Genomic DNA, 14,723 nt, shown 5'->3' with positions numbered 1-14,723 from the left:
GGGACAATGAATGCCGTGACGACACCACCCCTCGACCGTTTTCCTGTAGTTCTGTTCGATCTGGACGGAACCATCACCGATTCCGCTCCCGGCATTCACGGCGGCTTCCGACATGCGTTGGCAACTGTCGGCCATCCGGAGCCGACGGAAGCGATGTTGGCATCGGTGATCGGCCCGCCGATGGTCGATACCTTCAGGTCACTCGGCATGGCCCCGGCGGACGTGGATCGGGCGATCGCCGCGTACATCGAGCGTTACGACGCGACCGGGTGGCAGGAGAACTCGGTGTACGAGGGTATGGACGTCGTCCTTGGTAAGGCTCGCGCGAGCGGCACCCGACTGGCCGTCGCCACCTCGAAGTCGGAGCGATTCGCCATTCGCATCCTCGAGCATTTCGGCCTGGCCGAGCACTTCGAGTTCATCGGCGGCGCAAGTGACGACGGAACTCGTCGGGCGAAACCCGATGTGATCGCGCACTCGCTGACTTCACTCGGGATCACTCCCGTCCTCGCCGCCGACGGCGGAACCCCCGACGTACTCATGATCGGCGATCGTGATCACGACGTGCTCGGCGCCGCGAAGTACGGCATCCCCACCGTCGTCGTCGAATGGGGCTACGGTTCCGCCGAGGAAGCGCGGCAAGCGTTTCGCTCCGTATCGTCGGCATCCGAACTGGGAGGACTTCTCGATGGCCGCCTCTGAACCACTCCACGTGACTGAACCACTCCACGTGACGTTTGTGTGCACCGGCAATATCTGCCGGTCACCGATGGCCGAAAAGATCTTGCTCGCGCATCTGGGCCGTGAAGGCCTCGCCGACCGCGTGCGTGTCAGCAGCGCCGGTACCGAGGGGTTTCACACCGGTAGCGAGGCCGACGAGCGGACCAACGTCGTGCTCCGAGCGGCCGGATATCCGACGGGCCACAGCGCCGCGCAGGTCAATGCAGATCATCTCGCCGCCGATCTTGTCGTCGCCCTCGACACCGGGCACGAACGTGAGCTTGCTCATCTCGGCGTGCCCACCGAGCGTCGGCGCCTACTGCGATCGTTCGACCCCGAGGCGGACGGAGAATCGGTTCCGGACCCGTACTACGGGGATCAGGAGGACTTCGAACTGGTTCGAGACCAGATCGAAGCGGCCATTCCCGACATACTCGACTGGATCCGCGAGCGAGCCTGAACCCGGATCAAAATTCACTCCCGTTCGGGCAACGGATACCGTGGACGTGTGCGAAGACTGAAATTCCTGTTGCGGCCCGGTTGGTTGGTACTGGCAGCTGTGGTCGGGCTCTTCGCCTACCTGTGCTTCACCGTGCTCGCTCCGTGGCAACTCGGCAAGAACACGAAGACCGAGCACCGCAATGATCTGATCTCGAACTCGATCAACGCGGAGACCGTGCCGATCGGTGATGTCATCGCCGATTCGACGATCGCACCGGACGACGAATGGCGAAACATCACCGCGGCCGGTACCTATCTGCCCGACGCGGATATCCTCGTCCGACTGCAGTCCATCGAGGGCGCGCCGTCGTACGAGATCCTGACGCCTTTCCGCCTGGACGACGGCCGCACGATCCTCGTCAATCGCGGATACGTTCGGCCGATCAACGGAGCCGAGGCACCGCCCATCGCTGCGCCGCCGACCGATCCGGTCACTCTCAACGGCCGTGTGCGCCTGTCGGAAGGCACTGCTCCCGGCCGAGTTCCGATGTTCGAGGACGGCGCGAAGCAGGTCTACTCCATCGACGCACAGCCGATCGGCGAGTTCATCGGAACGGACCTGATCGACGCGTACATCCAACTCGAACCCGACCAGCCCGGCGGTCTCGGCACGATCCCGCTCCCCCAACTCGACGCGGGCCCCTACCTCTCTTACGGGTTCCAATGGCTGGCGTTCGGCATCATGGCGCCGCTCGGTCTGGCTTACTTCATTCGCGCCGAGTGGCGCGAACGTCGCAAGGAAAAGGCAGCTCAAGCAGCTGTGGACGGCTTCGCAGCCGACGACGCCGCTGCCGAGACGACCCCGGAAGCGGCAGTGTCCGCGCCTGCCGCACCCCCCGCCGAACCGGCTCGTACCTTCAGCCGTCGCAAGAAGCCGGAGCCGGAATCAGTGCCGCTCACGGCGCAGGAAGCCAAACTTGCCGATCGATACGGCAATACCCGCTGACACCACAGCTGCACTGATCTGCACCGCCGACGAAAGCCTCGCCGCGCGGCGCAGATCGTTCGGCGTCGGGACAGGCCCGCGGCCGAGGACGGGACGCATCTCCACCCCGTGCGCGTACTCGGTCCGACCACCCAACGAAATGCCCAACGCCCCTGCCGCCGACGCTTCCGCGACGCCCGCATTGGGGCTTGGATGAGCCGCTGCGTCGCGTTTCCACGCTGCCAGTGATTCCTGAACCGAGCCGCCCACCACCGGTGCACACGCAGCCGTCAGCGCGCCGGTCAGCCGAGCCGGGACGATGTTGACCAGGTCGTCGAACCTCGCCGCAGCCCACCCGAATCTGAGGTACTTCTCGGAGCGGTAGCCGATCATCGCGTCGAGTGTGTTGGCAGCGCGGTAGACGAACAGACCCGGCACGCCCGCAATTGCACCCCAGAACACTGCGCCGACGGTTGCATCCGAGGTGTTCTCGGCAACCGACTCCAGTGCTGCACGCGTGAGGCCCTCCTCGCCCAGCACCGAGGGATCGCGTCCGCAGAGTGAAGGAAGTAGCTCACGCGCTGTCGTCAGGTCGCCGTCGACCTGTGACGCCTCCAATCGAGCGGCCATGTCGATGCCGGTGCGTGCAAGCGACGTCCCGCCGAGCACGGCCCAGGTAGCTATCGCCGTCGTACCCGTCACGGCCACCCAACCGGCCCGGCGCGACGCTGCTTCGGCTGTGAGGCCAAGTCCTGCGGTGCCGGCCAAGAGCACGGCAACATGAAGTGTTCCGGCCGCGCGCGAGTCCCGGTAGGACATCTTCTGCAGCGCGATAGCCGCGGTTCCGAAGCCGGCAACCGGATGGAACCGCCCCGGATCGGCGAATGCCCGATCCGCAACGAAGCCGAGGAGAAGCCCGGCAGCTCGCGCATTGAATCGAGATTGGGACGAACGAACCGAAATCTGCACGAGCGTAGTTGTAGCAGCGACGCTCGTTCTCTGGCCAACCGTCACATGTCTGCCCGAGCCGATCTCTACCCGTCCCAGTCGATCGTCAGGTAGATCAAGCGGTGCATTCGGTTGATTTCCCAGACTCGGGCAATCCCGGTCGCCAGTGCGTCGCTTTGGGAACGAACCCGGATCGTCTGCCCCGGGAACAACGCAACACTGAGACTGGGCATCTCGGCGATATGTATGTGCGGACGGGTGGGATGCACGCGCGTCGGGTCGACGGCTACTTCGATCACAGAACTGGACATGCGTCCAGAATGGCGTATTGCGGACAATTCGTTGCCGAAAATGAAAAAACCCCGATCTGCGTCAACAAGCAGATCGGGGTTTGAATTCTTTGGTGGGCGCGGAGGGTTTCGAACCCCCGACCGCTGGTGTGTAAAACCAGAGCTCTACCACTGAGCTACACGCCCGAACTCCCGGTGAGACCCTCACCGGGAGTGCTCTAAGACTCTAGCGCGGCAAGCGCGTTTGCCCAAAGTCCGTGGTCACGGGCTTCTCCGGGGCCGTTCATCTCGGCAAAACGAATGACTCCGTCTTTGTCGATGACAAAGGTGCCACGATTCGCGAAGCCCAACTTGTCGTTGAACACCTCGTACTTCTGAGCGACTTCACCGTGCGGCCAGAAGTCCGACAGCAAGGGAAATGTGTATCCCTGCTCAGCTGACCAGATCTTGTGAGTCGGCGAAGCACCGACAGAAATCGCGAGAATGGCAGTGTCGTCGTTCTCGAACTTCGGAAGCTCGTCACGGACCTTGCAGAGTTCCCCCTGACAAGTCCCGGTGAAGGCCAACGGATAGAAGACCAGCAGAACATTCTTCTTACCGCGGAAATCTGCGAGCGAGACTTCCTGGTTGTTCTGGTCCTTCAAGGTGAAATCCGGTGCCTGGGCACCAACTTCGAGAGGCATGTGCAATTCCTTGGGAAAGTGCGGAAAGGGCCGGGTCAGCGCTTGTTGGCCGGACGAGCCTTCGGCTGAACCAGTCGACTTCCCGACCAGTCACCGAGGTTGGCTGCCGATGTCTGCGTCAAGCCGGCAGTCGGCGCCGATTCGGCAATCTCGCTGGGCTCGACATGTCCGTCGAGACCGGTCTTGGGAGTGAGAACCCACACGAAGCCTTCGTCGGCGAGGGGCCCGATGGCATCCATCAAGGCATCCACCAGGTCACCGTCCTCGTCGCGCCACCACAGCAGCACAACGTCGATGACCTCGTCGGAATCCTCGTCGAGCATTTCCCCGCCGATGGTTTCCTCAACCGCGGCACGAATGCCGTCGTCGGTATCCTCATCCCAGCCCAGTTCCTGCACCACCATGTCAGTGGTAATCCCGAGTTTCTGAGCGTAGTTCTGGGCATCCGCCGCGGCGACCACGGTGGGGTCCTCCTTTTGTTGATGGTGTGTGGCGACCCCGCACACCTACCGTTTGACGATCAATTAGGGAAAGCGAACATGGTCTGAGGCGTTAGCGCAAGCCGACCACGCCGAAAACTTTCACCAAAGATCGTCTTCTGACACACGGCGAACCTTACGCCTGCGGATTACCGCAGGTCACAGGGATCCACATTCATCGAAGATCGACTTGCGAATCGAATTGCTCGTATCGCTGATCGAATTGATTTCATCCGCCGAATGATCACTCTCGATCACGACTGCAGATGAACGTAGGTTCGCGGCCAATTCGTCGAACAGTCCGGAAAGTTGCGCCGGAAGTTCACTCGCGACCGAGTCGAACCACGAGGCGGTGTCCCTGGCCGACGAAGCAGCAGCGCTTGCTTCGGCTCTCAGGTCGGTCTCACCATGATTTCCGGCGTCGACGTAGGCATTGAACGCGACCACGTCGTTTTTCGATCGAGAGACCGCTTCCTCACAGATCGCGAAAGCTGCCTCTGCCGCATCTGCCGCCGCTTTCGACGAGGACGCGGCGGCCATCGAAATACTCACCTCGGATTGGTATGCAGCCACGTGCGCTTCATTGGGTACTGCCGATCCGGTCACCGCCGCCGAACATCCCACGATCACCGACAGTCCCACTGCGATCGATCCGACCGAGACCCACGCCCCGACCCTGCCGTAATTGATTTCTTTGTTTATTTTTTCCCACCCCTTCATACGTTCCGATCGATCCCCCAAGCCTGTGACTACGGGGAACCATCACACCCCTGCGTCACGCCGAAAAACGCTACCCGAGAGTAACCAGAGGCGAGGTGTGCCGGACCGACCGGGATGGTGAAAGATGAGGTACGCGCCATATTCACGATGGAAGTGCGTCGGACCTAACAAGGCCTCGATCACCTATGTAAGGACGCCCCACCACGCGTCCCCAAACCAATGAGGAGCACACGTTGTCTGACCTGATCCAGGGTCCCGCGTCCGGGCAGAACGCCGATTCCGGCGCCGCCGGCGAGTCGGGTTCGCCCGCGTCGAACACGCCGGGGGGAACCGACGGTCGCGTTCGCGTCATTCGCGAAGGTGTTGCGTCGTACCTGCCGGACATCGATCCGGACGAGACCACCGAATGGCTCGAATCATTCGACGGACTTCTGGATCGATCCGGACCCACGCGTGCCCGCTACCTCATGCTCCGCATGCTCGAACGCGCCGGTGAGAAGCACGTCGCACTCCCCGCGCTTACCTCGACCGACTACGTCAACACGATTCCGACCGAAAACGAGCCGTGGTTCCCCGGCGACGAAGAGGTCGAGCGCCGCTATCGCGCCTGGATCCGTTGGAACGCCGCGATCATGGTCCACCGCGCGCAGCGACCGGGCGTCGGCGTCGGCGGTCACATCTCCACCTACGCATCCTCGGCAGCGTTGTACGAGGTCGGCTTCAACCACTTCTTCCGCGGCAAGGACCACCCGGGCGGTGGCGACCACATCTTCATCCAGGGTCACGCCTCCCCCGGCATCTACGCCCGCGCCTTCCTCGAGGGCCGCATCCCCGCGGAACAGCTCGACGGATTCCGCCAGGAGAAGTCCCACGCCGACTTCGGCGGCGCACTGCCGTCCTACCCGCACCCACGGCTGCTTCCCGACTTCTGGGAGTTCCCGACGGTCTCGATGGGCCTCGGCCCGATGAACGCCATCTACCAGGCCCGGTTCAACCACTACCTCAACGACCGCGGCATCAAGGACACCACCGATCAGCACGTGTGGGCGTTCCTCGGCGACGGCGAAATGGACGAGCCCGAATCACGCGGCCTCGCTCACGTCGCGGCAACCGAAGGCCTCGACAACCTCACGTTCGTCGTGAACTGCAACCTCCAACGCCTCGACGGCCCGGTCCGCGGCAACGGAAAGATCATCCAGGAACTGGAATCGTTCTTCCGCGGTGCCGGCTGGAACGTCATCAAGGTCGTCTGGGGTCGCGAGTGGGATGCGCTGCTGCACGCCGATCGCGACGGCGCACTCGTCAACCTGATGAACGTGACGCCGGACGGTGACTACCAGACGTACAAGGCCAACGACGGCGCGTTCGTACGCGATCACTTCTTCGGACGTGACCCCCGTACCAAGGAACTGGTCAAGGACCTCACAGACCAGGAAATCTGGAACCTCAAGCGCGGTGGCCACGACTACCGCAAGGTCCACGCCGCCTACGCAGCGGCCATGGCACACAAGGGCCAGCCGACGGTCATCCTGGCGCACACCATCAAGGGCTACACGCTGGGTAAGCACTTCGAGGGCCGCAACGCCACACACCAGATGAAGAAGCTGACGCTGGACGATCTCAAGGCGTTCCGCGACATGCAGCACATCCCGATCTCGGATGCCGAGCTCGAGAAGGATCCGTACCTGCCTCCGTACTACCACCCGGGCGCGGACGCTCCCGAGATCAAGTACATGCTCGACCGTCGTAAAGCACTCGGCGGGTTCCTGCCTTCCCGCAACACCGACGCTGCTCCGCTCAAGCTCCCCGAGGACAAGACGTACGACGTCATCCGCAAGGGCTCGGGCAAGCAGGAAGTCGCCACCACCATGGCGATCGTGCGCATCCTCAAGGAACTGTTGCGCGACAAGGAGATCGGCAAGCGGATCGTGCCGATCATTCCGGACGAGGCCCGTACGTTCGGTATGGACTCGTGGTTCCCGTCGCTGAAGATCTACAACCGCAACGGACAGCTCTACACCTCCGTCGACGCCGAACTCATGCTCGCCTACAAGGAGAGCCCGATCGGCCAGATCCTGCACGAGGGCATCAACGAGGCCGGTTCGACGGCATCGTTCACCGCAGTCGGCACGTCCTACGCCACCCACGGTGAACCGATGATTCCGCTGTACATCTTCTACTCGATGTTCGGTTTCCAGCGCACCGGCGACGGCCTGTGGGCGGCCGCCGACCAGATGGCTCGCGGATTCGTTCTCGGCGCGACCGCCGGTCGTACCACTCTGACCGGTGAAGGTCTCCAGCACGCCGACGGACACTCGCTGCTCCTGGCATCGACCAACCCGGCCGCTGTCACGTACGACGCCGCGTTCTCGTACGAGTTGGCGCACATCGTCAAGGACGGCTTGCGCCGCATGTACGGCGGCACCGAGGGCGTCGACGGTTTCGGTGGCGAGAACATCTTCTACTACCTGACCATCTACAACGAGCCGTACGTTCAGCCGGCCGAGCCCGAAGGTCTCGACGTCGAGGGCTTGCTCAAGGGCATCTACCTCTACAAGACGTCCGAAGCAGCCGGCCCGAAGGCACAGATCCTCGTCTCCGGTGTCGCGATGCCCGAGGGTCTGCGTGCGCAGAAGCTGCTCGCCGACGAATGGGGCGTCTCGGCCGACGTCTGGTCGGTCACGTCCTGGGGTGAGCTGCGCCGCGAAGGCGTCGAATGCGAGCGTCAGGCGCTGCTCAATCCGTCCGAGGATGCTCCGGTTCCCTTCGTCACCACGGCGTTGTCCTCGGCCCAAGGCCCTGTCGTCGCGGCTTCGGACTGGATGCGGGCGGTCTCGGACCAGATCCGTCAGTGGGTTCCCGGCGACTACACCACGCTCGGCACGGACGGGTTCGGCTTCTCCGACACCCGCACCGCTGCGCGTCGTTACTTCAACGTCGATGCCGAATCCATCGTCGTTGCCGTGCTGATCGGTTTGGCGAAGGAAGGATCGATCGAGCGGTCGAAGGCCGTCGAAGCAGCGAGCCGATACCGCATCGACGACGTGAATGCTGCTCCCGAGCAGACCGGGGACACCGGTAGCGCCTAAGTCGTAGGACAACAGTCCCAGCGATCGAAAACAGACCTACGCCCATCGCCGCGGGTGTCATCTCGACATCCGCTGCGGCGATGGGCGTAGGTTTTTCTCATGCCCGAACCTGATCCCGAGAAACCCGAAGAGGGCGTACGCCGCACTCGACCACAGTCGTCCGGGTTGCAGGCTGTACTCGCCCGCCGTCGTCAGGTTCGCGATCCACTTCCAGAAGCCTTGCTCCGCCGCGTCAAACAGTTCTCCGGTCGGCTCTCCACCGAGGCCGTGACCGTGATGGAGGAGCAGCTTCCGTTCTTCGACAGTCTCGACGCGTCGCAACGTGCCGACGTTCAACTCTTGGTGCAGACGTCGGTGGTGAACTTCCTGGAATGGCTGCGGCAACTCGACTCGGAGATCAGCTTCGGATACGAGTCGTTTCCGGTCATCCCTCAGGATCTTGCTCGACAGCTCACGCTGCGCCAGACCGTCGACATGGTCCGGGTGGCGATGGAGTTCTTCGAGAAATGGCTTCCCGCTCTCGCCCGCAACGATCAGCAGCTGATCGCGCTGACGGAAGCCGTCCTGCGCTACGGGCGTGAACTCGGTTTCGCAGCAGCGACGGTGTACGCAAGCGCCGCCGAGTCGCGAGGCGCCCTGGACACGCGGCTGGAAGCGCTCGTCGTCGACGCCGTCGTGCAGGGAGACACCGGCTCGGACATGCTCTCCCGCGCAGCCACCTTGAACTGGGACGCCACCGCGCCGGCCACCGTCATCGTCGGGTCTCCCCCGCCGGACGAGCGGGTCTCGGTTGCCGGCACCGTCCACGCGACTGCCGCCGCGCACGGGCGCGCCGTTCTCGCCGTGGTGCAGGGTCCGCGACTGGTGATGATCGTCAGCGGTGAGCTGAGCAGTAAGACGGAAGGCAGCCAATTCCTTCAAGACCTGCTCATGAGTTTCGCCGACGAGCCGGTGGTGATCGGCCCGACAACGCCCTCGTTGAGCGCAGCACACTTCAGTGCGTCCGAAGCTCTCGCGGGAATCAAGGCCGTCGCCGGGTGGCGCGGCGCACCTCGTCCCGTTTTCGCGACTGAACTACTCCCGGAACGGGCACTACTGGGAGACGACGCCGCCGTAAAGGCTCTTCGCGATTTCCTTGTCGCACCTTTAGCGGAATCCGGCACAGTCTTGACCGATACTTTAGACAGTTATCTCGACTGTGGAGGTGCGGTTGAGACTTGTGCACGTCTTCTGTTTGTTCATCCAAATACCGTTCGGTACCGCTTGAAGCGAATCGCGGAAGTTACCGGCCGGGATCCTACGAATCCACGCGACGCATACGTACTACGGATCGCCGCTACCGTGGGCCGATTGACACAAATCGATCTCAAATCGAACAATTCGGTTACTTCAGTCACATCTTTAACATCCGGACAAACAAACCTGTAACCCCGGAGCGTCCAATTTCGATGGCCGGGCGCGACGTGGGATTTTGTGGGAACCCTACAAAACACTTCGCCAGAGTTCATCGCGACCGACATCTCGCAGGTCACTCGCGGCGGTGTTCTCTTAATAAGTGATTTCGTTGCTCGCCCCGGGACAGGGCTCTCAGACACCCGGCATGCTCAGCCCATGGCTGGCACTGCCCGGAGCGCAAGACCGCCTCGAAGTGTGGTCGAAGGCGGCTGGCCTTGACCTCGTCCGACTCGGCACGACCGCGACTGCAGAAGAAATCACCGACACCTCGGTAACCCAGCCCCTCGTCGTTGCCGCTGCTCTGCTGGCGTACGAGGAAATCGAATCGCGTGGGCTCCTCGGCGCCGACGTCATCGCTGCCGGCCATTCAGTGGGTGAACTTGCCGCTGCTGCGGTCGCCGGTGTTATTTCCGCTGACGACGCGGTCGCACTTGCCGCCCTCCGCGGTGCCGAGATGGCCAAGGCTTGCGCGCTCGAGCCCACCGGCATGTCAGCCGTTCTCGGTGGCGACGAAGCCGAAGTGCTCGCACGACTCGAAGAACTCGGATTGGAAGCGGCCAACCGCAATGCTGCCGGCCAGATCGTGGCTGCCGGACTGCTCACCGCGCTCGAAGAACTCGCAGCAAACGCACCCGAAAAGGCCCGAGTCCGCGCACTGCCCGTCGCCGGCGCTTTCCACACCCGATTCATGGCACCTGCACAGGATGCCGTCGCAGCTGCTGCCGCCAAGATCACCCCGTCCGATCCGACGCGCACGCTGCTTTCCAACTCGGATGGCGCACCCGTCTCCTCGGGCGCCGACGCCCTCACCAAACTTGCCGTGCAGGTAACCCGCCCCGTTCGTTGGGACCTCTGCTCCGCGTCGTTGCGGACAGCAGAAGTCAGCGCGATCGTGGAACTCCCGCCGGCCGGAACCCTCGTCGGAATTGCCAAGCGCGAAATGCGTGGCACACCGACGGTGGCCCTCAAGAACCCGGAGGATATCTCCGCACTGTCCGAGCTGACCTAGCTCGGACGCCCACCCGGCCGATCAGCCCGAACGGCGGCCGGACGTTTCACCCCACCTCAATCGATCAAGAAGGGAGCCACACCAGTGGCCCACACTCAGGAAGAAATCATCGCGGAACTCGGCCAGATCGTGGAGGAGGTCACCGGTATCGAGCCTTCCGAGGTCACCGTTGACAAGTCCTTCGTGGACGACCTCGATATCGACTCCCTGTCCATGGTCGAGATCGCTGTTCAGACCGAAGACAAGTACGGTGTGAAGGTCCCCGACGAGGATCTCGCAGGCCTGCGCACCGTCGGCGACATCGTCGCGTACATCCAGAAGCTCGAAGCCGAAGGCGCCGAAGCCAAGAACGCAGAGTGAGCCGACCGTGACTTCCGCTTCTACCCGCAAAGGGAAATTCCCCGACATCGTCGTCACGAGCCTCGCGACGTCGACCTCGGTGGCTGGTGATGTGGATGGCACGTGGAAGGCGCTACTCGCCGGCGAAAGCGGCATCGGAATCCTCGATGACCCGTTCATCGACGAGTTCGACCTTCCCATTCGCATCGGCGGGCACCTGAAGGTTTCACCAGACGAGGGCTTGTCCCGCGTCGAAATTCGACGGATGAGCTGGGTGGAACGCCTTGCCCTCACGTTGAGTCGCACGGTCTGGAGCAACGCCGGCAGTCCCGAAGTCGATCAGGACCGCCTCGCGGTTGTCATCGGCACCGGACTCGGCGGCGGCGACACGCTCATCGACGCCGTCGACAAGCTCCGTGGCGGCGGATACCGCAAGGTGTCCCCGTTCTCGGTGCAGATGGTCATGCCCAACGGACCGGCCGCAACGGTGGGGCTCGAACTCGGGGCCCGCGGCGGCGTCATCACCCCGGTCTCGGCATGTTCGTCGGGTTCCGAGGCAATTGCTCACGCTCACCGCATGCTTGTCATGGGTGACGCGGACATGGTTGTAGCTGGTGGAGTCGAGAGCTTCATCGACGCGGTTCCGATCGCGAGCTTCGCCATGATGCGTGCAATGAGCACCAACAACGACAATCCGGCCGCAGCTTCACGTCCTTTCGACAAGGACCGCGACGGATTTGTCTTCGGCGAAGCCGGCGCACTGATGATCCTCGAAACCGAGGAACACGCAAAGGCACGCGGGGCCACCATTCATGCCCGCCTGCTCGGTTCCGGAATCACTTCGGACGGGTACCACATCGTGGCACCGCATCCGGAAGGCCTGGGCGCGGCGCGAGCCATGACCCGAGCAATCGAGATGGCCGGACTGACGAAGTCCGACATCAAGCACATCAACGCCCACGCCACTGCGACGCCGATCGGTGACATCGCAGAGGCAAAGGCAATCAACGCAGCGGTCGGCAATCACGCTGCGGTGTACGGCCCGAAATCCGCGCTGGGACACTCGATCGGCGCTGTCGGCGCCCTCGAATCAGTCCTCACGGTTCTGGCGGTGCGTGACGGGATCATCCCGCCCACGCTCAATGTTGACAGCCAGGATCCAGAAATCGATCTCGATGTCGTCAAGGGTGAACCCCGAACCGGCTCTTTCGATTTCGCACTGAACAACTCGTTCGGTTTCGGTGGGCACAATGTCGCGCTCGCCTTCGGTCGGGCCTAGCCCGAACCGCGGTTTGCACCTGTCCGCGGGTGTCGTTGCAACACAACGTCACCCGCGGACAACACCGACCTTTCGTTCCACCCAAGGCTCGTACTGAAGGAGGACGCGATGACCATCCTGGCCCCCGTGACAAAGTCCGAATCATCGACAGACCCGCGCGATCCTCTTGCGCGCCTGGAAAATCTGTTCGACCCCGGCACAACAGTGCCGCTCCACGCCCGTGACAAGTCCGGCGTGCTCGCTGCGTCCGGAAACATCGACGGCGTCCGCACCATCGCATACTGCTCCGATGCCACCGTCATGGGCGGCGCAATGGGCGTCGACGGTTGCAAACACCTCGTCAAAGCCATCGATACCGCCATCGAGGAAGAGTCCCCCATCGTGGGTCTCTGGCACTCCGGTGGCGCGCGTCTGGCTGAAGGCGTCGAAGCACTCCACGCAGTCGGACTGGTCTTCGAGGCCATGGTCCGTGCGTCGGGTCTCATACCTCAAATTTCCGTCGTGCTCGGCTTTGCCGCTGGTGGAGCCGCGTACGGTCCAGCCCTCACCGATGTCGTGATCATGGCGCCGGAAGGCCGAGTGTTCGTCACCGGCCCAGACGTAGTTCGCAGCGTCACCGGTGAACAGGTCGACATGGTGTCACTCGGCGGTCCGGACACACACACCAAGAAGTCGGGTGTCGCGCACATCGCCGCACACGACGAGGCCGACGCATTGCACCGCGCACGCCGCCTGGTCTCGATGATGTGCGAGCAGGGCGAATTCGATCAGCGGGCAGCGGAACTCGGCGACAGCGATCTGCGCGCCATGATGCCTGCGTCCGCAAAACGTGCATACGACGTTCGTCCCATCGTTCACGAAATGCTCGACAACGTCGAAGGCGAGTCGAGCTTCGAAGAACTGCAAGGCAATTACGCGCGGAGCATCGTCACCGGTTTCGGCCGGATGGCCGGACGTACCGTTGGCGTCATCGCGAACAACCCACTGCGACTCGGGGGGTGCCTGAACTCCGAAAGTGCAGAGAAGGCCGCTCGATTCGTGCGACTGTGCAACGCATTCGGCGTGCCGCTCGTGGTCGTCGTCGATGTTCCCGGGTATCTGCCTGGCGTGTCAATGGAGTGGGAGGGCGTGGTTCGGCGCGGCGCGAAGTTACTTCACGCCTTCGCCGAGGCGACTGTCCCCCGCGTCACCGTCGTCACTCGAAAGATCTACGGCGGCGCATACATCGCAATGAACTCGCGAGCACTGGGAGCCACGGCCGTTTTCGCTTGGCCCAACTCCGAAGTCGCCGTGATGGGGGCGAAGGCTGCTGTCGGCATCCTGCACAAGCGGGCTCTCGCTGCGGCACCGGACGACGAGCGTGAAGCATTGCACGACCGTCTCGCTGCCGAACACGAGGCGATCGCAGGCGGCGTCGACCGCGCTGTCGAAATCGGCGTCGTCGACGAGGAAATCGACCCGGCGAAGACTCGCAGCATCGTCACCGCTGCGCTCGCGTCTGCACCATCTGTCCGTGCGCGCCACAAGAACATTCCGCTCTGACAACCCTGGACAGCAAGGTGGGCCTCGCCGATACGGCGGGGCCCACCTTTGTCATTCAAGTCTTTGTCTGCACGTCTGTGTCATTCCAGCTAAAGGGTCGCCCCGAGTTTCAGGATGGACCCGAATCAGCTGACACGCCTTCGCAGCCATGTCACTTCGGCGCCTTCGCCTGAACTCCGGAAGGGTTCGAGTTCCTCGTCCCACGGTGCGCCTATCGCCCGATCGATCTCCGCGGCGATGTCTCCACCGGAATTCATGATGGACCGCAGTTTCATCTCCCCAACGACGACATCACCGTTCGCACTGGTGGATCCGCGCCACAAGCCCAGACCGGGCACATGGCTGTACCGTTCGCCGTCGACGCCGTGGCTCGGGTCCTCGGTGACCTCGAAGCGCAACATCGGCCACGCCCGTAGCGAATCGACCAGGCGGGCACAGGTTCCCACGGGACCTGTCCAGTCCGTCGTCGCACGCAGAAGTCCGTCGTAGGCAGGCTGTGAGGTCCATCTGAGCTTGGCAGGGCTGTCCAACGTGGCGGACAAAGCCCAATCCACGTGCGGGCACAGCGCCGCGGGCGACGAGTGGATGTAAACCACACCAGTCGTCACGTCCGCGAATTGATTCATTTCGCGCACTCGAGCCTCCTGCTTCGACGAGGGACGTCTTCCCCAACGACCTCTGTCGAGTTCGTGCAGCACGCTCGATTGAACAGTGTGCCTTGTGTTACCCGTGTTGCGCCAGTGG

Annotated in this window: 15 protein-coding genes and 1 tRNA gene; 9 read left to right on the top strand and 7 right to left on the bottom strand. The window is 63.1% G+C overall.

What is annotated here, in order from left to right:
• Positions 1-6 precede the first annotated feature (6 nt).
• From QMA15_RS05535 to QMA15_RS05525, 3 genes are read left to right on the top strand one after another with little or no spacing between them, the layout of a single operon-like run.
• A complete protein-coding gene (locus QMA15_RS05535; RefSeq protein ID WP_021334192.1) occupies positions 7-702 on the top strand; it encodes an HAD hydrolase-like protein in 696 nt (231 codons plus the stop codon).
• The gene (locus QMA15_RS05530) at positions 689-1,180 is read left to right on the top strand and encodes a low molecular weight protein-tyrosine-phosphatase (protein ID WP_021334191.1); all 492 of its coding nucleotides are present in this window, start codon (positions 689-691) and stop codon (positions 1,178-1,180) included. The genes QMA15_RS05535 and QMA15_RS05530 overlap by 14 nt, the downstream gene beginning before the upstream one ends.
• 48 nt (positions 1,181-1,228) lie before the next feature.
• Entirely contained in the window at positions 1,229-2,167 is a 939-nt protein-coding gene (locus tag QMA15_RS05525; RefSeq protein ID WP_020969922.1) for an SURF1 family protein, read from the top strand.
• Here the strand turns inward: QMA15_RS05525 and QMA15_RS05520 are convergent.
• The 6 genes from QMA15_RS05520 to QMA15_RS05495 all read right to left on the bottom strand — a co-directional run bounded on the left by QMA15_RS05520 (position 2,108) and on the right by QMA15_RS05495 (position 5,119).
• Complete coding sequence (locus QMA15_RS05520) at positions 2,108-3,115, bottom strand: cobalamin biosynthesis protein (RefSeq protein WP_279163952.1); 1,008 nt, start codon at positions 3,113-3,115, stop codon at positions 2,108-2,110. The genes QMA15_RS05525 and QMA15_RS05520 overlap by 60 nt on opposite strands.
• 65 nt (positions 3,116-3,180) lie before the next feature.
• On the bottom strand, positions 3,181-3,405 hold the full coding sequence (locus QMA15_RS05515) for a hypothetical protein (RefSeq protein ID WP_003941648.1): 225 nt from the start codon (positions 3,403-3,405) through the stop codon (positions 3,181-3,183).
• Positions 3,406-3,495: 90 nt separating this feature from the next.
• Positions 3,496-3,570, bottom strand: a tRNA-Val gene (locus QMA15_RS05510).
• Between the two features lie 32 nt (positions 3,571-3,602).
• Entirely contained in the window at positions 3,603-4,067 is a 465-nt protein-coding gene (locus tag QMA15_RS05505; RefSeq protein WP_019748962.1) for a peroxiredoxin, read from the bottom strand.
• A 35-nt stretch (positions 4,068-4,102) separates the two neighbouring features.
• On the bottom strand, positions 4,103-4,528 hold the full coding sequence (locus QMA15_RS05500) for a DUF3052 domain-containing protein (protein ID WP_003941575.1): 426 nt from the start codon (positions 4,526-4,528) through the stop codon (positions 4,103-4,105).
• Between the two features lie 177 nt (positions 4,529-4,705).
• Complete coding sequence (locus QMA15_RS05495) at positions 4,706-5,119, bottom strand: hypothetical protein (RefSeq protein WP_223257791.1); 414 nt, start codon at positions 5,117-5,119, stop codon at positions 4,706-4,708.
• Between the two features lie 380 nt (positions 5,120-5,499).
• Here QMA15_RS05495 and aceE point away from each other — a divergent pair, with 380 nt between their 5' ends.
• From aceE to QMA15_RS05465, 6 genes are all read left to right on the top strand, one after another.
• A complete protein-coding gene (gene aceE / locus QMA15_RS05490) occupies positions 5,500-8,355 on the top strand; it encodes a pyruvate dehydrogenase (acetyl-transferring), homodimeric type (RefSeq protein WP_007735476.1) in 2,856 nt (951 codons plus the stop codon).
• 99 nt (positions 8,356-8,454) lie between these two features.
• Positions 8,455-9,783, top strand: a complete 1,329-nt coding sequence (locus QMA15_RS05485) for a helix-turn-helix domain-containing protein (protein ID WP_019748966.1) — start codon at positions 8,455-8,457, stop codon at positions 9,781-9,783.
• A gap of 127 nt (positions 9,784-9,910) precedes the next feature.
• The gene (locus QMA15_RS05480; RefSeq protein WP_290283744.1) at positions 9,911-10,819 is read left to right on the top strand and encodes an ACP S-malonyltransferase; all 909 of its coding nucleotides are present in this window, start codon (positions 9,911-9,913) and stop codon (positions 10,817-10,819) included.
• An 84-nt stretch (positions 10,820-10,903) separates the two neighbouring features.
• Complete coding sequence (gene acpM / locus QMA15_RS05475) at positions 10,904-11,179, top strand: meromycolate extension acyl carrier protein AcpM (RefSeq protein WP_003941649.1); 276 nt, start codon at positions 10,904-10,906, stop codon at positions 11,177-11,179.
• A 7-nt stretch (positions 11,180-11,186) separates the two neighbouring features.
• Entirely contained in the window at positions 11,187-12,437 is a 1,251-nt protein-coding gene (locus QMA15_RS05470) for a KasA/KasB family beta-ketoacyl-ACP synthase (RefSeq protein ID WP_003941591.1), read from the top strand.
• A 108-nt stretch (positions 12,438-12,545) separates the two neighbouring features.
• Positions 12,546-13,979 (top strand): carboxyl transferase domain-containing protein, encoded by a 1,434-nt coding sequence (locus QMA15_RS05465; protein WP_003941597.1) that lies wholly within the window; start codon positions 12,546-12,548, stop codon positions 13,977-13,979.
• A 125-nt stretch (positions 13,980-14,104) separates the two neighbouring features.
• On the opposite strand, the gene QMA15_RS05460 is transcribed toward QMA15_RS05465, so the two are convergent.
• Positions 14,105-14,614 carry a DUF3145 domain-containing protein gene (locus tag QMA15_RS05460; protein ID WP_003941617.1) on the bottom strand — a complete coding sequence of 170 codons (510 nt, stop codon included), beginning with the start codon at positions 14,612-14,614 and terminating at the stop codon, positions 14,105-14,107.
• Positions 14,615-14,723: the final 109 nt, after the last annotated feature.

The sequence above is a fragment of the Rhodococcus sp. APC 3903 genome, from assembly GCF_030407755.1.
GTDB classification, from domain to species: Bacteria; Actinomycetota; Actinomycetes; order Mycobacteriales; family Mycobacteriaceae; genus Rhodococcus_F; species Rhodococcus_F erythropolis.
The sequence above is the reverse complement of the archived record's forward strand: the minus strand, read 5'-3'. Positions and strand labels throughout refer to the sequence as shown.